This is a genomic window from Streptomyces capoamus (assembly GCF_014654935.1).
GTDB classification, from domain to species: domain Bacteria; phylum Actinomycetota; class Actinomycetes; order Streptomycetales; family Streptomycetaceae; genus Streptomyces; species Streptomyces capoamus.
Genome location: NZ_BNBF01000001.1, coordinates 639,895 through 663,746 on the forward strand (window position 1 = coordinate 639,895; position 23,852 = coordinate 663,746).

Below are 23,852 nucleotides of genomic sequence, written 5' to 3' on the forward strand. Positions count from 1 at the left end.
GGTCGTTGTAGTAGCCGAGCGGCACGTGGCCGCACTGCGCGACCCGGCCCGCCTCGCCCGGTGCCACCGGCTCGCGCGTCACCGGATCCACCACACGGGTGCGGGAGTTGACCCGGATACGGAAGCCGCGTTCCGGGCCCGCGTCCTCGGTCGCGGTGCCGTTGAAACCGGACTCGGAGGAGCCGAAGTTGTTCAGCAGCACCGCGTTCGGGAGCAGCTCGCGGAACTGCCGCCGCACCGTCTCCGACATGATCGCGCCCGACGAGGAGACGCTGAACAGCGATGAGCAGTCGGTGCCCTTGAGCGGCCCGGCGAGCGCGTCGATCAGTGGCCGCAGCATCGCGTCCCCGACCAGTGACATGCTGGTGACCCGCTCCCGCGCGACCGTGCGCAGCACCTCCTCCGGCACGAACTTGCGGTGCAGTACGACCCGTTGGCCGAAGTTGAAGCCGATGAACGCGGTGAGCGTCGACGTGCCGTGCATCAGCGGGGGAGTGGGGAAGAAGGTGATCCCGGTGCCGCCCGCGGCGACCCGCTCGGCCAGCTCCTGCGGTGCCCGCACCGGCTCTCCGGTCGGCGCGCCGCCGCCCAGCCCGGCGAAGAACAGGTCCTCCTGGCGCCACATCACCCCCTTGGGCATGCCGGTCGTGCCACCGGTGTAGATGATGAACTGGTCGTCCCCGGACCGCGCGGGAAAGTCCCGCCCGGGCGACCCGGCGGCCTGGGCGGCGGCGAACGGCACCGCCCCGGGCACCGCCCGCGCGGCCGGGGTGCCCACCCGCAGCAGGTGCCGCAGGCCCGGCACCCGTGGCAGCGCCCCCGCCACCCGGTCCTCGAACTCCGCGTCGAAGGCCAGTGCGACCAGGTCCGCGTCCCGGTAGAGGTACACCAACTCGTCCTCGGTGTAGCGGTAGTTGACGTTGACCGGGACGATCCTGGCCTTCAGGCAGGCCAGTACCGTCTGCAGGTACTCGACGCCGTTGTACAGGTGGAGGCCGAGGTGCTCGCCGGGCCGTAGGCCGCTGTCGGCCAGGTGGTGCGCGACGCGGTTGGCGGCGGCGTCCAGCTCGGCGTACGTCAGCCGGCGCTCCGCACCCGTGCCGGGATGGTCGAGGTACACGAGCGCCTCGCGGTCCGCGGCCACGTCGACGACCGACTCGAACAGGTCGGCAAGGTTGTACTCCACCGCTTCCTCCTGACCCCGGCGGATCCTCGCGACGACAGGCGCATCCGTCGGCTCGCCGGTCATCAGAGCAAAGAGGGCGGCAAGGAGGAAGGGCTCGCACCAGAAAATCTGACTGACTGTCAGAAAACTCTTGAAGTGCCCCCTCCCCTCCTGCAACCTGTTCTCGTTCCGACCGAGGGGAGATGGCCCATGGGTGGTACGGAACACCTCACCGTGCAGCGGGAAGGCGCCACACTGGTGCTCACGCTCAACCGGCCCGAGGCCAGGAACGCGCTGTCCCTGGCGATGCTGGTCGGCCTGTACGACGGCTGGCTCGAGGCCGACGCGGACGACACGGTCCGCTCGGTCGTCCTCACCGGGGCCGGCGGCGCGTTCTGCGCCGGCATGGACCTCAAGGCGCTGGCCGGCGACGGCATGCGGGGGCAGGGGTACCGCGACCGGCTGCAGGCCGATCCCGACCTGCACTGGAAGGCGATGCTGCGCCACCACCGCCCCCGCAAACCGGTGATCGCCGCCGTCGAGGGCCACTGCGTCGCGGGCGGCACCGAGATCCTCCAGGGCACCGACATCCGCGTCGCGGGCGAGTCCGCGACCTTCGGCCTGTTCGAGGTCAGGCGCGGACTGTTCCCGATCGGCGGCTCCACCGTCCGCCTCCAGCGCCAGATCCCGCGCACCCACGCCCTGGAGATGCTGCTCACCGGACGCCCCTACAGCGCCCCGGAAGCCGCCCGCATCGGCCTGATCGGCCACGTCGTCCCCGACGGCACCGCCCTGGCCCGGGCCCTGGAGATCGCCGAGCGGATCAACACGGCTGGACCGTTGGCCGTAGAAGCGGTCAAGGCCTCCGTCTACGAGACCGCCGAGATGACGGAGACCGACGGCCTCGCATCCGAACTCAAGCGCGGCCGGCCGATCTTCGACACCGCCGACGCGAAGGAAGGCGCCCGCGCCTTCGCGGAGAAACGGCCGCCCGTCTACAAGCGCGCGTGACGCTCCGCGGGAGGTGGGCGCACGCCGTTCGCGAGCTGCGGGCCGTCGTGGGCCGGACGCGCAGTTCCCCGCGCCCCTACGGGTGCGCCTTCACCGCCGATCCCCGAGGAAGCAGCCGATGCCAGAAGTCCTCAAAGCCCCCCTCGTCGTCGAGTTCCCCTTCACCCGCTCCCTGGGCCCCGTCCAGAGCGCCTTCCTCACCGGCCTGCGCGAACGTGTCGTGCTCGGCGTGCGCACCACCGACGGGCGCGTCCTCGTCCCGCCCGTCGAGTACGACCCCGTCACCGCCGAGGAGATCGACGAGCTGGTCGAGGTCGCCCCCACCGGCACGGTCACCACCTGGGCCTGGAACCCCGCCCCGCGTCGCGGCCAGCCCCTCGCCACCCCCTTCGCCTGGGTCCTGGTCCGGCTCGACGGCGCCGACACCGCCCTGCTGCACGCCCTCGACGCCCCCGGCCCCGACGCCGTCCGCACCGGCATGCGCGTGCGCGTGCGCTGGGCCGCTGAACGCTCCGGCGCCATCACCGACATCGCCTGCTTCGCACCGTACGACGGCGGGCCGGACCGGCCGACGGGCCACGGCCGGGCGTTCCCGGACGCGGTCACCGGCATCGTCGTCCCCGCCCGCCTCGACTACACCTACTCCCCGGGACGCGCCCAGTCCGACTACATCCACGCCCTCGCCGAGCGGCGCACGGTCGGCGAACGCTGCCCCTCCTGCCGCAAGGTGTACGTCCCGCCCAGGGGCGCGTGCCCCACCTGCGGGATCGCCACGGCCGAACAGGTGGAAGTGGGTCCCCGCGGCACGGTCACCACCTTCTGCATCGTCAACATCAAGGCGAAGAACCTGGACGTCGAAGTCCCCTACGTCTACGCCCACATCGCCCTGGACGGCGCCGACCTCGCCCTGCACGCCCGCATCGGCGGCGTCCCCTACGACCAGGTGCGCATGGGGCTGCGCGTGGAGCCGGTGTGGACCGAGGGCGCCCGCTACCCCGACCACTACCGGCCCACCGGCGAACCCGACGCGGCCTACGAGACGTACAAGGAGCTGCTGTGACCAGCGCGGAAGCCCCCGGCCCCCGGGACGTCGCCCTCGTCGCCTTCGCGCAGACCGACCACCGGCGCTCCACCGCGGAATCCTCCGAGGTGGAGCTGCTCATGCCCGTCCTCCACGACGTCCTGGCGCAGACCGGGCTGCGCACCGCCGACATCGGCTTCACCTGCTCCGGCTCCAGCGACTACCTCGCCGGGCGCGCCTTCTCCTTCACCCTCGCCCTCGACGGCGTCGGCGCCTGGCCGCCGATCTCCGAGTCGCACGTCGAGATGGACGGCGCCTGGGCCCTGTACGAGGCCTGGACCAAGCTGCTCACCGAGGACGCCGACACGGCGCTCGTCTACTCCTACGGAAAGTGCTCACCCGGCTCCGTGCGGGATGTCCTCACCCGCCAGCTCGACCCGTACTACGTCGCCCCCCTGTGGCCCGACGCCGTCGCCCTCGCCGCCCTCCAGGCGCAGGCGCTCATCGACGCCGGACACACCGACGAACGCGCCCTCGCCGCCATCGGCGCCCGCAGCAGGGCCGACGCCACGGCCAACCCGCACGCCCAGCTCAAGGGCCGCGTCCCGCAGGGCGAGCACGTCGTACGGCCGCTGCGCACCGGCGACTGCCCGCCGGTCGGCGACGGCGCCGCCGCCGTGATCCTTGCCGCGGGCGAGCGGGCCCGCCGGCTGTGCGCGCGGCCCGCCTGGATCCGGGGGATCGACCACCGCACCGAGGCCCACTCCCTGGGCGTGCGCGACCTCACCGACTCACCCTCGACCCGGCTCGCCGCCGAGCGCGCGGGCGCCTTCGAACGGCCCGTCGACATCGCGGAGCTGCACGCGCCGTTCAGTTCCCAGGAGGTCGTCCTGCGCCGGGCCTTGCGCCTGGACGACAGCGTGTGCGTGAACCCGTCGGGCGGCGCCCTCGCCGCCAACCCCGTCATGGCCGCGGGACTCATCCGCATCGGCGAGGCCGCCGCCCGCATCCACCGCGGGACCTGCGACCGCGCCCTCGCCCACGCCACCTCCGGCCCCTGCCTGCAGCAGAACCTGGTGGCCGTACTCGAAGGGGATCCTCGATGAGCAAGGAACCCGTGGCCGTCGTCGGGATCGGCCAGACCCGGCACGTGGCTGCCCGCCGGGACGTCTCCCTCGCCGGACTCGTCCGCGAGGCCGCCCGACGCGCCCTCGCCGACGCCGAGTTGACGTGGGCCGACGTCGACGCGGTCGTCATCGGGAAGGCGCCGGACTTCTTCGAGGGCGTGATGATGCCCGAGCTGTACCTCGCCGACGCGCTCGGCGCCGTCGGCAAACCCCTGCTGCGGGTGCACACCGCGGGCTCCGTCGGCGGATCGACCGCCCTGGTCGCCGCCAACCTGGTCGCCGCCCGCGTCCACGGCACGGTCCTCACCCTCGCCTTCGAAAAACAGTCCGAGTCCAACGCCATGTGGGGCCTGTCCCTGCCCATCCCCTTCCAGCAGCCCCTGCTGGCCGGGGCCGGCGGCTTCTTCGCCCCCCATGTGCGCGCCTACATGCGGCGCAGCGGCGCCCCCGACTCCATCGGTGCCCTCGTGGCCTACAAGGACCGGCGCAACGCCCTGAAGAACCCCTACGCCCACCTCCACGAACACGACATCACCCTGGAGAAGGTGGTGGCGTCACCCATGTTGTGGGACCCCATCCGCTACTCCGAGACCTGTCCCTCCTCCGACGGGGCCTGCGCCATGGTCCTCACCGACCGCGCCGGAGCCGCTCGCGCGCCCCGGCCACCCGCCTGGCTGCTCGGCGGCGCCATGCGCAGCGAACCCACCCTGTTCGCCGGCAAGGACTTCGTCTCCCCGCGGGCCGGCAGGGACTGCGCCGCCGACGTCTACCGGCAGGCCGGTGTGGGCGACCCGCGCCGGGACATCGACGCGGCCGAGATCTACGTGCCGTTCTCCTGGTACGAGCCGATGTGGCTGGAGAACCTGGGCTTCGCCGCGGAGGGCGAGGGCTGGAAGCTCACCGAGTCCGGGGCGACCGCGCTCGACGGCGACCTGCCCGTCAACATGTCGGGCGGGGTGCTGTCCACCAACCCCATCGGCGCCTCCGGCATGATCCGCTTCGCCGAGGCCGCCCTCCAGGTGCGCGGGCAGGCCGGGGAACACCAGGTGGACGGGGCCCGCCGGGTGCTCGGGCACGCCTACGGCGGCGGCTCGCAGTTCTTCTCCATGTGGCTCGTGGGCGCGCAGCCGCCCGACTCCTGACCGGCCGTCCGCGGTGGCCCGGACGGCCGGGCGGGAAGGCCGTCCCCGCGTGCCCTGTCCGCCGTAGCGGCCGGTCGCTAGGCTGACCGCGGACGACGAACCGGGAGGAGCACGGACGTGGCCGAGACCACCACCCAGCAGCACCCGCTCGCGGGCTGGGACAAGCCGGAGCTGGATCTCACCCAGGCGCAGTGGCAGTCCAGCAGCCGAGGTCTGGGCGATGTCCAGATCGCCTTCGTCGAGGGCTTCATCGCGATGCGCAACAGCGGCCGGCCGGAGAGTCCGTCCCTGATCTTCACCCCCGCGGAGTGGGGCGCCTTCGTCTCCGGAGCACGGGAGGGCGAGTTCGACCTCACCTGACGCCGCGCCGCCCGTACCGGCTCCCGCCCGGACCGGGGGTGTCGCGAGCGGATTCGCGGACACGCGATCAGCAGCGCCCTGCCGGGGCCCCGCCTGAGCGAGGCTGGCCCCAGTAAGGGGAAGGTCGCGTTCCGGAGGTGAGAAGGATGAGCACTGCGCCGGTCATCGCCGCGGTCGACGGGTCCGCCGACAGCCTGCGTGCCCTGGACTGGGCCGTGGACGCCGCCCGCCGCCGCGGGGCACCACTGCACGTGGTGCACGTACGGCAGTACGCCGCCTGGGGCCAGGCCGACGTCCTGGTCGCCGGGCCGCCCGAGGCCGAGGGCGATCCGGTGCTGGACGAGGTGCGCACCCGGCTCGCGGACCGCGCCGGGGCACCGGCCACCGAGTACCTCGCCCTGGAGGGCGTACCGGGCGCCGTTCTGCCCGAACTCGGCGCCGACGCCGAGCTGTTGGTGCTCGGGTCCCGGGGCCGCGGCGGCTTCGCCAGCCTGCTGCTCGGGTCCAACGGCCTCGCCGCCGCCCGGGACGCGCAGTGCCCGGTGGTCGTCGTGCCCCGGCCCGGCCGCGAGGTGCACGGGGAGGAGGCCGCCGAGCCCGGGCCCCGGGTGGTCGTCGGCCTGCACGCCGACAGCCCCGACGAGGCCGTCCTCTCCTTCGCCTTCGCCGAGGCCGCCCTGCGCGGTGCCAGGCTGCAGGTGATCGCCGCCTACCCGTGGCCGGTGCAGACGTGGTCGGCCCCCGGGCAGCCGGTACCGCCCGTGGTCGACCAGGACGCCGTCGCCGAGGAGACCCGCGCGCTCGCCGAGGGCTTCCTCGCCCCGCACCGAGGGCGCCACCCCGAGGTCCGCGTCGACGCCGAGGCGCGACCCGGCGACGCCGCGGGCCTCCTCGTCGCCGCCTCCCAGGACGCCGACCTGGTCGTGGTCGGCCGGCACCGCAGGCGGTTGCTCGCCCCGGCCCGCATGATGGGCTCGGTCACCCAGGCCGTGCTGCTGCACGCGGCCGGCCCGGTCGCGGTGGTACCCCCGGCCCCGCCGGAGGAGTGACCCGCCGCCCGCTGCAGACGGGATTGGTCACAGGCCCTAGCAGACCGCACGGCGCTCCGCAATCCGCCCGGTGCCGACTGACGTCCCGACGGCTGTGGGGCACCGCGCCATGGTTCCCGGACACACCCGAACCTATGGTTCCGCCACCCCCGTCGCTCCGGCGTCCCCGCGCGGGAGCGGCCGGGACCGTGTGTCCACCCGAGGAGCCGCCATGCCACTTCCCCCGTTCCGCGGGGCGCCCGGAGCACGGCCACGTGCCCGCGTGCCCCGCCTGGTGCCCCGCCTCCTGGCCGTACTCGCCGTCGTCCTCGGCACCGCCCTCGCCGGCCCCGCCCCCGAGGCCCGCGCCGCCGTCACCCTCACCCGGGTGACCGGCTTCGGGTCCAACCCCGGCGCCCTCACCATGTACGTGTACCGGCCCGCCACCCTGCCGGCCCGGCCGCCGGTGGTCGTGGCCCTGCACGGCTGCACGCAGAACGCCCAGGTCTACGCCGACAACTCGGGACTGCCACAACTCGCCGACCAGGACGGCTTCCTGCTGGTGCTCGCCGAGACCGGTACCGCCAACAACCCGAACAAGTGCTTCAACTGGTTCCAGGGCGCCGACAACCGGCGCGGCCAGGGCGAGGCCCTGTCCGTCCGGCAGATGGTGAGCCACGCCGTCAGCGCCTACGGCGCCGACCCGGGGCGCGTCCACGTCACCGGCCTGTCCGCCGGCGGTGCCATGACCGCGGTCCTGCTCGCCACGTACCCCGACGTGTTCTCCGCGGGCGCGGTCGTCGCCGGCCTGCCCTACGACTGCACCCGGGACAACAGCCCCTACACCTGCATGAACCCCGGCGTCGACCTCGGCCCGGCCGAGTGGGCCCGGCGGGTGCGCGACGCCTACCCGTCGTACACCGGGCCGTGGCCGCGCACGGCCATCTGGTACGGCGACCAGGACACCACCGTCGTACCGCGCGACGCCGGCGAACTGCGCGACCAGTGGACGGCGTTGCACGGCCTGTCCCAGACCCCCACCAGGACCACCGTCATCGGGCCGGACGCCACCCGGCAGGACCAGTACCTGGCCGCCGACGGCACGGTCGCCGTCGAGGTGGACCGGGTCCCCGGGATCGGGCACGGCACCCCGGTCGACCCCGGCAGCGGCGGCGAGCAGTGCGGGAGCACCGGCGCGCCGTACTTCCCCGACTCGATCTGCTCCAGCCGCTGGATCGCCCGGTTCTTCGGCCTGGACACCACCGCCCCGGGCGACCCCGCCCCGGGTGACCCAGGCCCGGGGGACGGCACCGCGGCCTGCTGGACGGCGAGCAACTACGCCCAGGTGCAGGCGGGCCGCGCCACCGCCAGCGGCGGCTCCACGTACGCCAACGGTTCGCACCAGAACATGGGCCTGTACAACACGTTCGTCACCCACACCTTGAAGGAATCACCCGCGGGCTACTTCACCCTCGCGGACAGTGGCTGTCCCTGACCGTGCGCCGCGCGCGCCCGACCCGGGCCGCCATGGTGGCCGACGCCTGCTAACGGCCCGTCATCATGGCGGCTCACCACATGTTCGCAACCATCACACCCCCTCTAGCCTCCAGCGCGTCCCCACCGTCCACCCGCCGGAGGAACCGCATGCCCGCACACCGGCCCCCACACCCCGCCCGGCGCGCCGCGCTGGGCGCGCTCTCGCTCACCGCCGTCTGCTCACTCCTCGTCACCCCGGCCACCGCGGCACCCGCCGCCGGCCCGGGGACACCCGACACGCACTGCGCCGGCCGGGCCCGGCTGCACGTGCCCGGCGCCGCCCGCCAGCAGGCCGACTGCCTGGACGAGCTGACCACCGCCGGGACCGTGGCGTCCGGCCACACCGACCCGGCCGACTATGCGGGGCTCACCCCCAAGGACCTGCCCACACCCACCGGCGTGCCCGGCATCCAGATCGACGGCTACTTCCCGGACACCTCGACCACCGACACCAATCACGGCTGGCACCACGACTCCCAGTTCGTCATCCGGCTGCCCGACCACTGGAACGGCGGCCTGGTGGTCGCCGGCACCCCCGGCAACCGCGAGCAGTACGCCAACGACCGGGCGATCGCCGACTGGGTGCTCGCCCGCGGCTACGCCTACGCCGCCACCGACAAGGGCAACACCGGCACGGCCTTCTACCGCGACGGCCGCCGGCCCGGCGACGCCATCGCCGAATGGAACACCCGCCTCACCCAGCTCACCCGCGCCGCCCGCACGGTCGTCGCCCAGCGCTACCACCGCCCCCCGGCCCGCACCCTCGCCACCGGCATCTCCAACGGCGGCTACCTGGTGCGCTGGCAACTGGAGAACCATCCGGAGCTGTACGACGGCGGAGTCGACTGGGAGGGCACCCTCTGGCGCCCGGACGGCCCCCACCTGCTCACCTTCCTGCCGGCCGCCCTGCGCCACTACCCCGCCTACGCCGCCGGCGGACCCGGAGCCGCCGAGGCCGCGGCCGCCCTGCACCGGGCGGGCTTCCCGGCCGGCTCGGAGTTCCTGTGGCCCTACCACCACCAGGTCTACTGGGACCTCACCCAGCGCATCTACCGCGAGGAGGTCGACCCCGGCTACGACGGCGCCACCGAGGCGGGCACCCCGTACTGCGCCTCCGGCACGCCCGCCTGCGACGCCGACTACGACTACGCGGCCCGGCCCGCCGCCGTCCGCCGCGCGATCGGCCGCATCGCCCTCACCGGACGCATCGGCAAACCCCTGATCACCCTGCAGGGCACCCTCGACGTGCTCCTGCCCATCCGCGAGGACGGCGACGTCTACGCCCGCATGGTCCACGAGGCCGGCCGCGGCTCCCTGCTGCGCTACTACCGCATCGAGGACGGCACCCACACCGACTCCCTGGCCGACGTCTTCCCCGGCCGGCTCCGCCCGATGGTGCCCTGCCACCGCTCGGCCTTCGAGGCCCTCGAACGCTGGATCGCGGGCCACGCCGTCCCGCCGGCCGGCCACACGGTCCCGCGCCCGGCCGGCGCCGCCCCGGCCACCCTGCTGACCAGCTGCCCCTTGGACTCCGGGGCCGGAACCCGGGGCGGCGACCGGCCGCGACGAACCCCCGGGTGACCGACGCCCCCGTCACGGCACTTCCGCCGGAGCCCACGTACCATGGCCGCATGTCGTTCCTCCGCCGCCGCAGCGCGACCCCTGCCGGACCCGACTTCGACGTGCTGGCCATGGACCCGGGCGACTGGCCGGGCAACCTGGGCGCGGGTCTGCTGCCCGCTCCCGACGGCTCCTGCCAGGGCGTCTTCCTGCGCTACGACCTGTTCGGCGGACGCGGCCCTGCCATGATCATCGGCAATCTCCCGCAGGGCTCCCCGGCCCGCGAGGTCGCCGAGGGCGAGATCCCGTTCGAGGTGGGCCAGCTGCTGCTGGCACTGGAGAACGACGAGGAGGTCACCGTGGTCGGCGTCGAGGACACCCCGGTGCTCCAGGGCGACAACCTCCTCATCGTGCGCCGGCTGAAGCTGTCCGAGAGCCGGATCTCCTGCGTCCAGTTCGACCGCAGCGACGGCGTCCTCGTGACCATCGCGGCCTGGGACCGCCCCATCACCGACGACCTGTACGCCCTGCTGAAGCCGCTCCCGGCGGAGCTGTTCCAGCAGGGCTGAGGCACCCCGGGCCCGGCTAGCGGGCGGCTGCCTCGAGCGTCACGTCCGCGGCCCGGACGAACGCGACCCGGTGGCCGTACTGGATCTCGTAGTACAGGTCCTGGCCCACCACGACCCGGTGGGAGTCGGGGGTGAAGGTGACCGCGTAGTAGTACTCGCCCGGCACCTCGTCACCCGCCACGTACTTCTGCCCGGCCGGGATCGTGTAGGGCAGCGGCACCACCGACTGGGCGGGCACGTCCGCCGGGTAGGCCTCCTTCTCCGGGTAGGCCCGGCCGTACACCGGCACGCTCGCCAGGCCGTCGCGCGGCCTCACCACGAGACCCCTCGCCGGTACGGCCGTCGGATCCTTCGGCGGGTTCCGGAACCAGGCCTTCTGGCCCAGGTACCAGATGGCCGTCCAGTCGCCCCAGCGGTCGGCCACCGCGTAACTCTGGCCGGTGGAGACCCGCGACGACAGGTCGTTCACCCCGTCCGTCGGGTCCGTCCGGAGACCGATGTCCTTGATCAGCGGCGCGGTCTCGTCATGGTCCGTGTACAGCCGCACCTCACTGGAGCCGTGCTCCGCGCAGGGCTGGCCCTTGCTGGTGCAGCCGGTGTACACGGGCCGGTTCGAGGCGTAGTCCGGCAGGATCGTCAGCACACCCGAGTGCCGGCCGGCCGTGCGCCGCAACGGGTGCCCCAGCAGCTGGAAGTAGTGCCGCCAGTCCCAGTACGGCCCCGGGTCCGTGTGCATCCCCGGCACGCTGGACGCGGTCGGACCCGGCACGGTGTCGTGGCCCAGGATGTGCTGCCGGTCCAGCGGGATGCCGTACGTCCGGGCCAGGTACCGCACCAGCCGTGCCGAGGACCGGTACATCGCCTCCGTGTACCAGGCGTCCGGCGCGGCGAGGAAGCCCTCGTGCTCGATACCGATCGACTTGGCGTTGATGTACCAGTTGCCCGCGTGCCAGGCCACGTCCTTCGCCTTGACGTGCTGGGCGATCAGACCGTCGGTGGAGCGGATCGTGTAGTTCCACGACACGTACGTGGGGTCCTGGATCAGCTTCATGACCCCGTCCCAGGCGCCCTCCGTGTCATGGATGACGATGTACCGGATGCTCTGCGACGCCGGACGGTCGCCGAGGTCGTGGTTGCCGTAGTCGTTGTCCCCGAACTCCGCGTACGGCGCCGGGACCGACTCGCAGGACACCGACCTCGGGCACTCCGTGCCGTCCGTGGGCAGCGTGCGCAGGTGCGCCCGCCGCAGCTGGGCGGTGTCGGCGGTCAGCCGGGGCCGGGCGGCCAGGGCCACCAGCTGGCCGTCGTCCGTGGTGCGCTGCGCACCGGTGCGCAGCACGTCGTACACGTCGTCGGCGTACGCGGCGGCCGTGGCCCTGTCGTCGGCGCCGGAGAACCGCGCCACCGCCCCGTACCACCGTGCCGGGTCGGCGCTGAGCGGCTCGCCCAGCTCCTTCTGCGCGGCGGCGAGCAGAGCGGCACCGCCGGCCACGTTCGCCGCCGGGTCGGTGCGCAGCTCCGCGGCCGGGAGGCCGGTCAGCTCCGCGGCCTTCGGCAGCGTCCTCAGCCGGGCCGGGACCGCCGACTCGGCGGGCACCTCGACGACAGGGTGCAGGGCCGCACGTGCGGTGTCCCCGCGGGCGTCCTCCGTGCCCTCGGCGAAGTGCTCCGCGCCGGCGATCGCGGTCCGGGCGTCGGTCAGGTGCATCGGACCGTAGCCGCCGGTCACACTCGGCGCGCCGGCGTGCCGGTCCCAGCGGGACTGGAGGTAGGAGACGGCCAGCAGGACGCTCTGCGGCACGTGGTAGTCCGCCGAGGCCGTGGCGAACGCCTGTTGCAGCCGGTGCGTGGCGTGCTCCGGGGCGGTGGGGGCCGGGGCCGCGCCCAGCAGGGGCAGCAGCAGGGCGGCGGAGGCCAGCGGGACGGCGGTCCGCCGCAGGCGTCTGTGGCCGGGTGTGGACGTGGGGTCGGTGGCGGATCCTCGCAATGCGGCCTCCTGTGACGGGCGGAGCGTGGCGGGGCGTACGGCGCCAGAGCTGGGTCAGTGGTACCGGCTGGCCGACGATCCGTCAATGATGCCGCGCAGCAGGCGACTTCCCACGTCACGGAGGGTTCACGGCGAGTTTCGCGGCGGCGGTGCGCGGGCCTGCGGGGCGTCACTGGCGTACACCAGTGCCGTCGACGGCCCGGCCCCATGACGAAGCTCCGCGGTGCGCCGCCGCTCAGGGCGCACCGCGGAGCCGTCGTGCCCGTCAGCGAGTGCCGACCGCCGCACGGACGGCCCTGCGGGCCATCTGGCAGTCGTCGTGCAGCCGCCTGAGCAGCAGGCGCTGCTCCTCGCCGGACGGCGCGGCACCCGGGTGGGCCGTGCCCGGTGCCGCCGGGGCCGCCTCGTGCATCGAACGCTGCACGGCCGTCTCGTACGTGCGGATCTCCCGGGTCAGCAGGAGCATCAGGTTCACCAGGAAGGCGTCGCGGGAGGCCGGGCCCGCCGACTGGGCGATCTGGCTGATCTGCCGCCGGGCCACCGGAGCGGCGTCCCCCAGGACCAGCCACAGCGTCGCCAGGTCGTACCCCGGCAGATACCAGCCCGCGTGCTCCCAGTCCACCAGCACTGGACCGGCCGGGGACAGCAGGATGTTCGAGAGCAGGGCGTCGCCGTGGCAGAACTGGAGCATGCCGTGCCGGCCCACCTCGTGCGCGATGCCGTGCAGCAGCTTCTGCAGGTCGCCGAGGTCCCGGTCGGTGAGCAGGCCCAGTTCGTGGTACCGGGAGATCCGGGCCGCGTAGTCGAGCGGCATGTCGAACGTACCGGCCGGGGGCCGCCAGGCGTTGACCCGGCAGATCGCGCCGAGCGCGGCCCGGATGTCCGCGCGGGGCGGGGCCTCCGACGGGTGCCGCTGGAACGCCGCCGTCCGGCCCGGCATCCGCTCGATGACCAGCGTGCAGTTGTCCGGGTCCGCCGCGATCAGCCTCGGCACCCGGACCGGCGGCCGGTGCCGGACGAACGAGCGGTATGCGGCTATTTCCTGCCGGCTCCGCTCCACCCAGGCGGGCGAGTGGTCCAGGAGGCACTTGGCCACGGCCGTGCTGCGACCCGTCGTCCCCACGAGGAGGACGGACCGTCCGCTGCGCCGCAGGACCTGCACCGGGGCGAACTCCGGGCAGATCCGGTGCACCGCGGCGAGCGCGGTGCGCAGCTGCGCACCCTGGGGGCCGGACAGGTCGAGTCGCCCGCTGAGCGGTTGGGCCCCGGGCTGCCCCGGGAGCCGCCGCGGCCGGCCCGCGCCCGGCACGGGACCTCCCGGACGCGCCGCCGGATCGAGGTACGGCCCGCCGCCCGCCGGGCGGGGTCGCAGCGGCCGGGGCGGGGCGGACACGGAGGACGATGCTGCGTACATGGGAGATACAGATCCCTTCGTGTGCCTGCGGTGCCTGCCTGTGCGTCTCACGCCCCACCCGGCCCGGCCGCCCGGACACACCCTGGGGAATGTGCCCGGCATGTGCCGTCGTGTGCCGTCACGCGCCCTCGGGAGGAGGGCGGCGACCGGGTCGGGGTGGCGCGTTCCTACCCGACACCCGATGGCCAGTGGCACACCATCTGGCGGACCCTGGCGAACGGTGGCGAATAGTCGCCCGGCAACCTCCACCGGGCTACTGTCAACTCAGCCGAGAACCTGGGGGCTTACGTGAGCGGACAACCCAACACCCGCCTGACGGACCTGTTCGGCCTGGCCGGCTGGTCGAAGGGCGAACTCGCGAGACTGGTCAACCGGCAGGCGGCGGCCATGGGCCACCCCCAGCTGGCGACCGACACCTCCCGGGTGCGGCGGTGGATCGACACGGGGGAGATCCCGCGCGATCCGGTACCGCGGGTGCTGGCGGCTCTGTTCACCGAGCGTCTCGGCCGTGTCGTGACCATCGAGGACCTCGGTCTGGTACGGCACGGGCGTACGGGGAAACGGCAGGTCGACGGGATCGAGGAACATCCCGAAGGTGTGCCGTGGGCGCCCGAGCGGACCGCCGCGGTCCTCACCGAATTCACGGGAATGGACCTCATGCTCAACCGACGCGGCTTGGTGGGCGCGGGTGCCGCGCTCGCCGCGGGATCCACACTCAGCAGCGCCATGCACGACTGGCTGCACACCGATCCGACCCTGAAGGCCGACGCCCCTGTCCTCGACGACCCCCTGCACGCCGACCCCGCCGGGTTCGACCGGTACGAGGCCGCCCCGATCGGGTCGCAGGAGATCGAGGAACTGGAGCGCTCGGTGGAGGTGTTCCGCGCCTGGGACGCGGCCCGTGGCGGCGGGCTGCAGCGCAAGGCGGTCGTGGGACAGCTCAACGAGGTGGGCGGCATGCTCGCCTACCACCACCCACCCCATCTTCAGCGGCGCCTGTGGGGCGTCGCCGCCAACCTCGCCGTCCTCGCGGGCTGGATGTCCCACGACGTCGGCCTGGAGCCCACGGCGCAGAAGTACTTCGTCATCGCCGCCCATGCCGCCAGAGAGGGCGGGGACCGACCGCGCGCCGGTGAGGCGCTGTCCCGGGCGGCCCGGCAGATGGTGCACCTCGGCCGGCCCGACGACGCCCTGGACCTGATGAAGCTCGCCCAGTCCGGTGCCGGCGACCGCCTGCAGCCGCGCACCAAGGCGATGTTCCACACCATCGAGGCCTGGGCGCAGGCGTCGATGGGCAAGGGCCAGGCGATGCGGCGCACGCTCGGGCACGCGGAGGACCTCTTCGTCTCCCACCGTCAGGACGCGGAGACGCCGGACTGGATGCAGACCTTCAAGGACGAGGACCTGTACGGCATGCAGGCCCTCGCCTACCGCACGCTCGCGGAGTTCGACCCCGGTGCGGCCGCGCACGCGCAGTACTACGCGGAGAAGGCCCTCGCCCTGCGCGTCGACGGGCGGGAGCGCTCGAAGATCTTCGACCATCTCTCCATGGCCTCGGCCTGCTTCATCGCCGACGATCCCGAACAGGCCGACCGCTACGCGCGACTGGCCCTGATGTCGATGGGCTCCAACTCCTCCCGGCGTACCTGGGACCGGCTGCGCCAGATGTACCGGCTGACCGCGGAGTACGCCGGCTATCCGAAGATCCACCAGCTGCGGGAGGAGATCAGGGTCGCCCTGCCCAAGCCGAGGGGGAAGGGGTACGGCGGCAGCGCACAGGCATAGGGGGCCTGTGCGCCGTTCGACCCGACGGGTCGGTCACATCATGCGGTGACCCTGGCGACGAGCACGCACGCGTCGTCCTCGCGCTCCGCTCCGCCGAACTCCTCGACGACCGTGCGCACACAGTCCTGCGCGGTGCGCGCCGCGCCGAACCGCGGGGCCAGAGCGAGCAATCGGTCGGCGGCCGCCGTCCTGCTGTGGCCCGACAGCAGTCCGTCGGTGTGCAGCAGGAGCAGGTCGCCGGGTTCCAGGGTGACGACGGACTGTCCGTAGGCGGCACCCGAGGAGGCGCCGAGGAGGACGCCGTCCGGTGGGTTCAGCAGACACCCCGTCCCGTCGCGGTACAGCAGCGGGGCGGGGTGTCCCGCCTGTGCCCAGACCAGCGTGCGGGTCTCGGGCCGGTAGCGGCAGCAGACGGCGCTGCCGAGGGCGGGCTGCACGCTGGTGTCGAGTAACTGGTTGAGCATGGTGAGCAGCGGGCCGGGGTCGGTGCCGGCCATCGCCATGCCGCGTACGGAGCCGAGCAGCGTCGCCATGCCGGACGCGAGGGTCACGCCCTGGCCGGTGAGGTCGCCGACGCTCAGCAGCAGCTGGCCGTCGGACAGTTGCAGGGCGTCGTACCAGTCGCCGCCGATCAGGGTGGGCGTCGCGGCGGGCAGGCGGTGGGCCGCGAGGTCCAGGCTCGCCGGTCCCTGGTGCGGGAGCCGCAGGGAGCCGTGCCAGGGCGGCAGCACCGCTTCCTGCAGCTCTGCCGCGATCCGGTGTTCGGTCCGCTCCCGCCGGCGTTCGCGGTGCAGCGAGTCACGGGTCTCGTGCACCGTCAGCCGGCTGCGGCGCAGTTCGCTGACGTCGCGCAGCACGGCCCACATGGAGGCCGTGCCGCCGTCGGCGCCGAGCACGGGTTCGCCCATCATGTGCACGGTCCGCACGGAGGAGTCGGGCCGCAGGACGCGGAACTCGCCGTCGATCGGCCGGGCGTCGACCAGGCAGTCCGTCACCATCGCGGTCAGTTTCGGCCGGTCCTCCTCGAGGACCAGGCTGGGCAGTTCGTCGAGGGTGAGTGCGGGGCGGGCCGGGTCGAGGCCGAGGATCTGGTACAGCTCCCCGGACCAGGTGACCTCGTCGGTCAGCAGGTTCCATTCGCCGCTGCCGACGCGGCTGAGCAGCGGACCGTCCGGGGGGCCGGCCGGCGCGACGTGGCCGGCGGCCGGTTCGGCGGGCTCGGCGGCGGCGGAGGGGCCGTCCCGCAGCTGTGCCAGATGGGCGTCCAGGTCGTCGAGTTGGTGCAACGCGAGGTCGCACAGGGCCCGCTGCCAGCGTTCCTCGGGGTCGGCACCGTCGCTCCGGGTGTCGCGCCGTACGGCGTCCACGTCACCCTTGAGCCGCCGCGCCTGTGTTATCAGCGCTTCGACCGAGCCGCGCCCGGGCGGCTGGGCGGCTGGGCGGTCCGCGGAGACTGGGGACGGCATGACGCACTCCGATGGGGAGGGGACGGCGGGGACGCCGGGGGGACCGCTACGACTGTGGCACAGCCCGCGACGCGCTGTAAGGGATTTGGCAACACACGATACGGTGGTGCTTCCGGCATATGCCAGAGTCTTCTCGGAGCGTTCCGCGACGACGAATGACGTAGGCGCTTCCGTGTTCAAGTCGTACCGCACGTACCCGAGTTGATGCAGGCGAGCCGCTTCCGGCCGACGTTCAAGCGGGTGTTCGACGCTCCTGTGTTCCATGGTGCCGCGGAGCGGCCGGTACCTGCCGAAGCTTGACCGGATTTGACGGCATGCGGGAGGGCCGGACGGACTCCTTAAGAGCATGGACATCACCGTCGAACAGCTCGCCGAAGCCCGGCTGATCACGGCCCAGGACCGGGAGGTCCCGGTGCCGGCCACCTTGCGCTACACCGCCGGCGACCCCCTCGCCGTGTTCGTCGACTTCCCGGCCAAGGCCGCTCTGCACGGCGAGGACGTGACCTGGACCTTCGCGCGCGCCCTGCTCGACCAGGGGCTGCGGGCCCCGGCCGGCCACGGGGACGTATTGATATGGCCGTACGGCCGGACCCGGACGGTCCTGGAGTTCCACTCGCCGCACGGCATGGCCCTGCTGCTGTTCCAGGCCTCGGCGCTGCGCCGCTTCCTGGTGCGCACCTACGCGGTGGTGGCCGGCGGTCAGGAGGACGTGGCGGGCGTGGTGGAGCGGGGGCTCAGCACGCTCTTCGGCGGGGTGTGACGGCGCGCCGGACCCGCGCGGGCCCGTGCTCCGCCCCGGGGTGCCCGGCTCGGCCCCCGCCGGCGCCCGTCCCCGTCACCGTCCGGCGTACAGGGCCGGCCGCGGGGCCAGGTCCACGGCCACCCGCTGCCCGGTCTCCAGCGCCCGGACGCCCGCCTCGGCGACCGCGGACGCCGCGTAGCCGTCCCAGGCGCCGGGGCCGGTGACCTCACCGCGCCGGGTCGCGTCGACCCAGGCCTGCACCTCGCGGTCGTAGGCGGCGGCGAAGCGGACGAGGTAGTCCTGGGCCACCTCCTGGCGGGCGCCGCCCCGGGTGGTGACCACCATGGTGTGCTCGTCGCCGATCCGGGCGCTGCCCGCCTCGCACACGGCCTCGCAGCGCACCTGGTAGCCGAAGCCGCAGTTCACGAAGACCTCCACGTCCACCAGGGCGCCCCGCTCGGTCTCGAACAGCGCGAACTGCGGGTCGAGCAGGCCCCCGGGCGCGCCGGCCGACGGGCCGGGCCGCAGCACGGTGACCGCCGTCAGTTCCTGCCCGAGCAGCCAGCGGGCCGCGTCGATCTCGTGCGAGACCGAGCTGTTGATCAGCATGGCGCTGGTGAAGTCCGCGGGGGAGGAGACGTTGCGGTGCGTGCAGTGCAGCATCAGGGGCCGGCCCAGGCGGCCCCCGTCCAGCAGGGCCTTCAGGCGCCGGTACTCGGCGTCGTAGCGGCGCATGAAGCCGATCTGGGCCAGCCGGCGGCCGGCCCCCAGCTCGGCCTCCATGATCCGCAGGGCACCGGCGGAGTCCGGCACCATGGGCTTCTCGCACAGCACCGGCAGCCGCCGGGCGAAGGCGGCGAGCAGCGCCTCCTCGTGCGCGGGGGCGGGGGAGGCGATGAGGACCGCCGCCACGCCGGGCGCGTCGAGCGCGGCCACCGGGTCGGTGTGCACCGTGACGTGGTCGAGCCCCGCCACGGCCGCCTCGGCCCGGGCGCGGTCGGGGTCGGCCACCGCCGCGACCCTGGCCCCGCTGACCACTTGGTCGAGTCGACGTATGTGATCGGCCCCCATGTGTCCGGCACCCAGTACCGCCACACCCAGCAGGTCACCCATGCGTGCGCTCCCTTACGCCGACGATCACGCCGAAGCGTACGCCGACGGTGGAGCGCCGCCTTTTCCGGTCTTCCCGGGCCCCGCGCCGTGTCAGTACCGCAGCACCGCGGCCATGCCGTCGGCGTCGCCGAGTGTGCCGTCGGGTACGAAGCGGACCTGCGCGCCGGTGTGCAGGCACTGCTCGACGATCTCGTCCACGATGTCGTCGCGGGCGTCCAGGTCGCCGGGTTCGGCCGGCATCAGGTGCTCACCGAGCTCGCGGACGGTGGCCCGGAAGTCCTCCTCCACGGCCAGCAGGCGGACCCGGCCCTCGCGGGCGCTCTGCCACAGCTCGTCCAGGCCGGCCGCGTACGTCCGGCGCCCGCGCGCCGAGGTCAGCTCCGCCAGCACGGCCGCGGTGTCCTTGCGGGACTCGGCCTCCAGCACCGGCCGCAGCGCCTGCCAGACGGCCTCGGGACCGGCGTGCGCCAGTCCGCCGTGCGGGACGTGGACCGCGGACCGGGCGACGCTGCCGGCCTCGTCCAGCAGGGACAGCGCCGCCTGCTCACCGGTGACGTACAGCGGCCGGGGCTGCTCCCGCAGGAGCGCGTTCATGGCGGTGTCCGCCTCGCGCAGGAACCGGCGGGTGTCCTCGTCGCTGAAGGTGCTCGGCAGGTCCCCCGTGCGCATCTGGCGCTCGGGATCGAAGTTCTCCTGCCGGCGTTCCAGCGGGAAGCCGCCCGATCGGTCCTGTACGACGCGGCCCTCGCCGCCGCTCCACAGGGTGACGCAGTCGGCGGACACCGACAGCACCCAGAAGCGCCGCTCGGCGGCCTGCGCGGCGACCAGGTTGCGGGTGAGGAAGGTGTCGGACAGCACCACCCGCTCGGGGACGGCGCGCGCCAGGGACCACACCTGGTGCTCGCCGGGGGCGGCGAAGATGACCAGACCGTCCTCGGCGTGTGCCAGGTCCACCTCCGCCAGCGCCCGGTCCAGCTCGGCGACGACCTCGTGGCGCCGCTCGCGGGTGACGGCGGGATCCGCCTCCAGGCGGCGGCGGGCCTCGGTGACCACGTTGCGCAGGCGGACGGGGTCCTGGCCGTTCTCGGGTTCCCGGCGGTGGGTGGGGGTCAGCACGGACACCGCGGGATACGGGCGCGGGCGCCGCAGTTCGGCGAGGGTCGCGGGACTCAGTGCGTGCTCCATGACAGCACGATAGGTCCGACTCACAGGTACGGCATTCGGGGTGGTCCGGGCCGGGACGACCGTGGATCTCCCGGCGGACGACGGTGACGCGGCGGCCCGGGGCCGGATACCGTACCGGCCGGTAACCGACCGCGGCACACTCCAGGAGGCCTCCATGCCGCAGCTCGAAGTCGACGGAGCGGCCCTGACGTACGACGACGAGGGGCCCCGCGACGCGGCGGACTCGCCCCTGGTCCTCGTGCACGGCTGGACCGCGAACCGGCACCGCTGGGACCACCAGGCGGCCCACTTCTCCGCCCGGCGCCGGGTGATCCGGCTCGACCTGCGCGGGCACGGGGAGAGCACCGGGGCGGGAGTGCCCACGATCGCCCACCTGGCGCGGGACGTCGTCGCACTCCTCGACCACCTGGGGGTGGAGCGGTGCGTGCTGGCCGGCCACTCGATGGGCGGGATGATCGCGCAGACCGTCGCCCTCGCGCACCCGACCCGGGTGGAGCGGCTGGTGCTGGTCGGCACCACCGGCCGGATGACCTACAGCCGCGGCCGGGGCCTGCTGATGGCGGCCTCGACCCTGGTGCCGTTCAGGCTGTTCGTGGCCGCCAACATCCAGCGGGCCTTCGCGCCCGGCTACCCGCGCGAGGAGATCCGCGCCCACATCCGCGCCTCCGCCGCCACCCCGCGCGAGGTCGTCATGACGCTGTACGGCGCGATGCGGGCCTTCGACGTCCTGGACCGGGCCGGCGAGATCTCCGTGCCGACCCTGATCGTGCACGGCTACCACGACGTCCAGCTGCCGCTGCGGCAGGTGCTCCGGCTGGCCAAGGCCTGTCCCGACGCGGTCGTCCGCGTCCTGGACGCGGGCCACGAGCTGCCCCTGGAGAAGCCGGCCGAGCTGACCGGGGCGCTGGAGTCGTTCCTGTCCGCGAAGCCGTGACGTACCGGTGCCTTGAGGAGGTTTTTGCCTGTGGCCGGTTCCCGCCGCCCGGGCGCGGTGGCGCGCCCGGCGGTGTCTTGTGCCGAGGCAAAGCGCGGCCGAAACCGTGGGGTGGCCGGTCCCGCCGTGTTACATCCGCGTTGACACGTCCGAACGCCTGACGGAGGCTCGTCATATAGGTGCTCAATACAACTGGTTTGCCCGGCCGGCCTCCCGGCGTCACGGAACCGCAGGTGGGCGAGGGGCGGCGGGCAGCCGGAAGCAGGAGGTAGCGCATGTGCGGCATCACCGGATGGGTCTCCTTCGACCGCGACCTGACGGCCGAGGCCACCGCGTTGCATGCGATGACCGAGACGATGGCCTGCCGGGGACCGGACGACCGTGGCACCTGGACCGAGGGCCCCGCCGCCCTGGGGCACCGCCGGCTCGCCATCATCGACCTGCCCGGCGGCCGTCAGCCGATGTCCCTGCGCACCCCCGACGGCACGGTCGCCCTCGTCTACTCCGGTGAGGCCTACAACTTCACCGAGCTGCGCCGGGAACTGGCGGACCGCGGCCACCGGTTCACCACCGACTCCGACACCGAGGTCGTGCTGCACGGCTACCTGGAGTGGGGCGACACGGTCGCCGAACGCCTCAACGGCATGTACGCGTTCGCCGTGTGGGACGGCCGGCACGGCAAACTGGTGATGATCCGCGACCGCATGGGCATCAAGCCCTTCTACTACCACCGGACCCCGGACGGCGTGCTGTTCGGCTCGGAGCCCAAGGCGATCCTCGCCAACCCGCTCGCCCGGCCCCGCGTCACGCTGGACGGCCTGCGCGAACTGTTCGTCATGGTCAAGACGCCCGGACACGCCGTCTGGGACGGCATGCGCGAGGTGGAACCCGGCACGGTCGTCACCGTCGACCGCTCCGGCCTGTCCACCCGCGTGTACTGGAGTCTGGAGACCCGCCCGCACACCGACGACCGGGACACCACCGTCGCCACCGTGCGCTCGCTCCTCGACGACATCGTGCGCCGCCAGCTGGTCGCCGACGTGCCGCGCTGCACCCTGCTCTCCGGCGGCCTCGACTCCTCCGCCATGACCGCCGTCGCCGCCCGGCAACTCGCCGACCAGGGCGAGCGGGTGCGCAGCTTCGCCGTCGACTTCGTCGGCCAGGCCGACCACTTCGTCGCCGACGAACTGCGCGGCACCCCCGACACCCCGTTCGTGCACGACGTGGCCCGCCTCGCGGACACCGACCACCAGGACATCGTGCTCGACGCCGAGGCCCTCGCCGACCCCGCCGTCCGCGCCCAGGTGATCCGGGCCCGCGACCTGCCCGCGGGCCTCGGCGACATGGACAGCTCGCTGCTGCTGCTCTTCCGCGCCATCCGGGAGAAGTCCACCGTGGCCCTGTCCGGCGAGTCCGCCGACGAAGTCTTCGGCGGCTACCTCCAGTTCTTCGACGAGGAGGCGCGCCGCGCCGACACCTTCCCGTGGCTGGCGACCATGAGCCGCCACTTCGGCGAGGACGCGGGCGTGGTACGCGCCGACCTCGCCAAGGTCCTCGACCTGGAAGGCTACGTCGCCGACGGCTACCGCGCCGCCGTCGCCGGCATCGACCGGCTCGACGGCGAGAGCGACTTCGAGTACCGGATGCGGCAGATCAGCCATCTGCACCTGACGCGTTTCGTACGCATGCTGCTCGACCGCAAGGACCGGATGAGCATGGCCGTCGGCCTGGAGGTCCGGGTGCCGTTCTGCGACCACCGGCTGGTCGAGTACGTCTACAACGCCCCGTGGGCGCTGAAGTCCTTCGACGGCCGGGAGAAGAGCCTGCTCCGGGAGGCGTCGGCGGACGTCCTGCCGCGCTCGGTGTACGACCGGGTGAAGAGCCCGTACCCGTCCACGCAGGACCCCCGCTACGCCCGCGCCCTCCAGGAGCAGGCCAAGGAGCTGCTGGCCCGGCCCTCCCACCCCGTCTTCGACCTCCTCGACCGCGACCGGGTCCGGGCGGCCGCCGAGCGCGAGGCGCCGGTCAGCACCCAGGCGGCCCGGCGCGGTCTGGAGCGCACCCTGGACCTGGCGGGATGGCTGGACCTCTACGCGCCGGAGCTGGTCCTCAGCTGAGCCCGATGGCGCGGTCCGCGGCCGCCGCCGACTTCTGCCACCACGTCGTCACCGGCTCCCACACCAGGACCCGCCGGCCGGTGCCCAGCTGTCCGGCGGTGAAGGAGCGGCCCCCGTGCGCGGCCGACGCCGCCACGGTGACCGCATCCACCCGGCGGGCCTCGGGGTCCGCCGGGTCCGCGATGGTCCGGACGTCGGCGTGGGCCGTGCTCCCCGCCGCGAGCCGGTAGGTGCCGGTGCCGCCCTCCGGCACCGGCAGCGCCGCCCCGTCCAGGTCACCGAAGGTCACCGTGGGCACGCGGTCGACGACGCAGGCGCGCGTGCCCCGGTTGGTGACACCGACCCGCAGCACCGTCGGGTGGCCGGGCACGGCCTTCGCCCGCAGGGCCAGCGACTTCTCCGCGCAGCGGGCGGGCCGGTCGGGGCCGGCGGCGGCCTGGCTCTGCGGAGCGGTGAGCAGCAGGGCCGCCACGGCGGCCGAGGCGGCGGGTACGGCGATGGTGGCGCGGATGCGCATGACGGTCTCCCCCTGGAACGGATGTCTACGGACGGTGCGGCGGCCTGGGCACGCCTGCCCGGTGGGACGACCG

Annotated in this window: 20 protein-coding genes; 13 read left to right on the top strand and 7 right to left on the bottom strand. The window is 73.7% G+C overall.

The features are described 5' to 3' along the window. Positions 1-1,186 (bottom strand): AMP-binding protein (locus IE312_RS02910; RefSeq protein ID WP_229898929.1); only part of this gene is annotated, 1,186 nt, incomplete at its 3' end. 189 nt (positions 1,187-1,375) lie between these two features. Between IE312_RS02910 and IE312_RS02915 the strand changes: the two genes are divergently transcribed. The 9 genes from IE312_RS02915 (at position 1,376) to IE312_RS02955 (ending at position 10,519) form a co-directional block, all read left to right on the top strand. Next, positions 1,376-2,176 (top strand): crotonase/enoyl-CoA hydratase family protein, encoded by an 801-nt coding sequence (locus IE312_RS02915; RefSeq protein ID WP_189977968.1) that lies wholly within the window; start codon positions 1,376-1,378, stop codon positions 2,174-2,176. Between the two features lie 118 nt (positions 2,177-2,294). Next, positions 2,295-3,236, top strand: coding sequence for a Zn-ribbon domain-containing OB-fold protein (locus IE312_RS02920; RefSeq protein WP_189977976.1), 942 nt, complete (start codon positions 2,295-2,297; stop codon positions 3,234-3,236). Further along, positions 3,233-4,303 (top strand): thiolase family protein, encoded by a 1,071-nt coding sequence (locus tag IE312_RS02925; RefSeq protein WP_189977978.1) that lies wholly within the window; start codon positions 3,233-3,235, stop codon positions 4,301-4,303. The genes IE312_RS02920 and IE312_RS02925 overlap by 4 nt, the downstream gene beginning before the upstream one ends. Next, the gene (locus IE312_RS02930) at positions 4,300-5,466 is read left to right on the top strand and encodes a thiolase family protein (protein WP_189977979.1); all 1,167 of its coding nucleotides are present in this window, start codon (positions 4,300-4,302) and stop codon (positions 5,464-5,466) included. Before IE312_RS02925 ends, IE312_RS02930 begins: the two co-directional genes overlap by 4 nt. Before the next feature lie 117 nt (positions 5,467-5,583). After that, positions 5,584-5,826, top strand: coding sequence for a DUF397 domain-containing protein (locus tag IE312_RS02935; protein ID WP_189977982.1), 243 nt, complete (start codon positions 5,584-5,586; stop codon positions 5,824-5,826). Between the two features lie 146 nt (positions 5,827-5,972). Then, positions 5,973-6,875, top strand: coding sequence for a universal stress protein (locus IE312_RS02940; protein ID WP_189977984.1), 903 nt, complete (start codon positions 5,973-5,975; stop codon positions 6,873-6,875). A gap of 211 nt (positions 6,876-7,086) precedes the next feature. Then, positions 7,087-8,349 carry an extracellular catalytic domain type 1 short-chain-length polyhydroxyalkanoate depolymerase gene (locus IE312_RS02945; protein ID WP_189977985.1) on the top strand — a complete coding sequence of 421 codons (1,263 nt, stop codon included), beginning with the start codon at positions 7,087-7,089 and terminating at the stop codon, positions 8,347-8,349. A gap of 149 nt (positions 8,350-8,498) precedes the next feature. Further along, the gene (locus tag IE312_RS02950; protein WP_189977987.1) at positions 8,499-9,971 is read left to right on the top strand and encodes a 3-hydroxybutyrate oligomer hydrolase family protein; all 1,473 of its coding nucleotides are present in this window, start codon (positions 8,499-8,501) and stop codon (positions 9,969-9,971) included. 50 nt (positions 9,972-10,021) lie between these two features. Then, entirely contained in the window at positions 10,022-10,519 is a 498-nt protein-coding gene (locus tag IE312_RS02955) for a glycosyltransferase family protein (RefSeq protein WP_189977989.1), read from the top strand. 16 nt (positions 10,520-10,535) lie between these two features. On the opposite strand, the gene IE312_RS02960 is transcribed toward IE312_RS02955, so the two are convergent. Next, positions 10,536-12,506: an N-acetylmuramoyl-L-alanine amidase gene (locus IE312_RS02960; protein ID WP_189977991.1), complete on the bottom strand. Its 1,971-nt coding sequence runs from the start codon at positions 12,504-12,506 to the stop codon at positions 10,536-10,538. Positions 12,507-12,771: 265 nt separating this feature from the next. Then, positions 12,772-13,920 carry an aminoglycoside phosphotransferase family protein gene (locus tag IE312_RS02965; protein ID WP_189977993.1) on the bottom strand — a complete coding sequence of 383 codons (1,149 nt, stop codon included), beginning with the start codon at positions 13,918-13,920 and terminating at the stop codon, positions 12,772-12,774. 288 nt (positions 13,921-14,208) lie between these two features. Here IE312_RS02965 and IE312_RS02970 point away from each other — a divergent pair, with 288 nt between their 5' ends. Next, positions 14,209-15,705: a DNA-binding protein NsdB gene (locus IE312_RS02970; RefSeq protein WP_189977995.1), complete on the top strand. Its 1,497-nt coding sequence runs from the start codon at positions 14,209-14,211 to the stop codon at positions 15,703-15,705. A 38-nt stretch (positions 15,706-15,743) separates the two neighbouring features. Here the strand turns inward: IE312_RS02970 and IE312_RS02975 are convergent, their stop codons facing one another. Next, positions 15,744-17,171: a PP2C family protein-serine/threonine phosphatase gene (locus IE312_RS02975; RefSeq protein WP_189977997.1), complete on the bottom strand. Its 1,428-nt coding sequence runs from the start codon at positions 17,169-17,171 to the stop codon at positions 15,744-15,746. Between the two features lie 346 nt (positions 17,172-17,517). Between IE312_RS02975 and IE312_RS02980 the strand changes: the two genes are divergently transcribed. After that, positions 17,518-17,931, top strand: a complete 414-nt coding sequence (locus tag IE312_RS02980; RefSeq protein ID WP_189977999.1) for an SsgA family sporulation/cell division regulator — start codon at positions 17,518-17,520, stop codon at positions 17,929-17,931. A gap of 75 nt (positions 17,932-18,006) precedes the next feature. Here IE312_RS02980 and IE312_RS02985 read toward each other — a convergent pair whose 3' ends face one another. After that, positions 18,007-19,026: a Gfo/Idh/MocA family protein gene (locus IE312_RS02985; RefSeq protein ID WP_189978001.1), complete on the bottom strand. Its 1,020-nt coding sequence runs from the start codon at positions 19,024-19,026 to the stop codon at positions 18,007-18,009. 90 nt (positions 19,027-19,116) lie between these two features. After that, a complete protein-coding gene (locus tag IE312_RS02990; RefSeq protein ID WP_189978003.1) occupies positions 19,117-20,211 on the bottom strand; it encodes a baeRF3 domain-containing protein in 1,095 nt (364 codons plus the stop codon). Positions 20,212-20,365: 154 nt separating this feature from the next. Between IE312_RS02990 and IE312_RS02995 the strand changes: the two genes are divergently transcribed. Further along, positions 20,366-21,145, top strand: coding sequence for an alpha/beta fold hydrolase (locus tag IE312_RS02995; RefSeq protein WP_189978005.1), 780 nt, complete (start codon positions 20,366-20,368; stop codon positions 21,143-21,145). Between the two features lie 275 nt (positions 21,146-21,420). Next, the gene (asnB, locus tag IE312_RS03000) at positions 21,421-23,262 is read left to right on the top strand and encodes an asparagine synthase (glutamine-hydrolyzing) (protein WP_189978007.1); all 1,842 of its coding nucleotides are present in this window, start codon (positions 21,421-21,423) and stop codon (positions 23,260-23,262) included. Here the strand turns inward: asnB and IE312_RS03005 are convergent. Then, entirely contained in the window at positions 23,255-23,779 is a 525-nt protein-coding gene (locus tag IE312_RS03005) for a DUF4232 domain-containing protein (protein ID WP_189978009.1), read from the bottom strand. The genes asnB and IE312_RS03005 overlap by 8 nt on opposite strands. Positions 23,780-23,852 lie beyond the last annotated feature (73 nt).

Coding starts and splice junctions, on each gene's coding strand:
- IE312_RS02945 (WP_189977985.1), top strand. CDS start 7,087: ATGCCACTTCCCCCGTTCCGCGGGGCGCCCGGAGCACGGCCACGTGCC.
- IE312_RS02965 (WP_189977993.1), bottom strand. CDS start 13,920: ATGTACGCAGCATCGTCCTCCGTGTCCGCCCCGCCCCGGCCGCTGCGA.
- IE312_RS02915 (WP_189977968.1), top strand. CDS start 1,376: ATGGGTGGTACGGAACACCTCACCGTGCAGCGGGAAGGCGCCACACTG.
- IE312_RS03005 (WP_189978009.1), bottom strand. CDS start 23,779: ATGCGCATCCGCGCCACCATCGCCGTACCCGCCGCCTCGGCCGCCGTG.
- IE312_RS02990 (WP_189978003.1), bottom strand. CDS start 20,211: ATGGAGCACGCACTGAGTCCCGCGACCCTCGCCGAACTGCGGCGCCCG.
- IE312_RS02955 (WP_189977989.1), top strand. CDS start 10,022: ATGTCGTTCCTCCGCCGCCGCAGCGCGACCCCTGCCGGACCCGACTTC.
- IE312_RS02920 (WP_189977976.1), top strand. CDS start 2,295: ATGCCAGAAGTCCTCAAAGCCCCCCTCGTCGTCGAGTTCCCCTTCACC.
- IE312_RS02980 (WP_189977999.1), top strand. CDS start 17,518: ATGGACATCACCGTCGAACAGCTCGCCGAAGCCCGGCTGATCACGGCC.
- IE312_RS02940 (WP_189977984.1), top strand. CDS start 5,973: ATGAGCACTGCGCCGGTCATCGCCGCGGTCGACGGGTCCGCCGACAGC.
- IE312_RS02985 (WP_189978001.1), bottom strand. CDS start 19,026: ATGGGTGACCTGCTGGGTGTGGCGGTACTGGGTGCCGGACACATGGGG.
- IE312_RS02950 (WP_189977987.1), top strand. CDS start 8,499: ATGCCCGCACACCGGCCCCCACACCCCGCCCGGCGCGCCGCGCTGGGC.
- IE312_RS02975 (WP_189977997.1), bottom strand. CDS start 17,171: ATGCCGTCCCCAGTCTCCGCGGACCGCCCAGCCGCCCAGCCGCCCGGG.
- asnB (WP_189978007.1), top strand. CDS start 21,421: ATGTGCGGCATCACCGGATGGGTCTCCTTCGACCGCGACCTGACGGCC.
- IE312_RS02995 (WP_189978005.1), top strand. CDS start 20,366: ATGCCGCAGCTCGAAGTCGACGGAGCGGCCCTGACGTACGACGACGAG.
- IE312_RS02930 (WP_189977979.1), top strand. CDS start 4,300: ATGAGCAAGGAACCCGTGGCCGTCGTCGGGATCGGCCAGACCCGGCAC.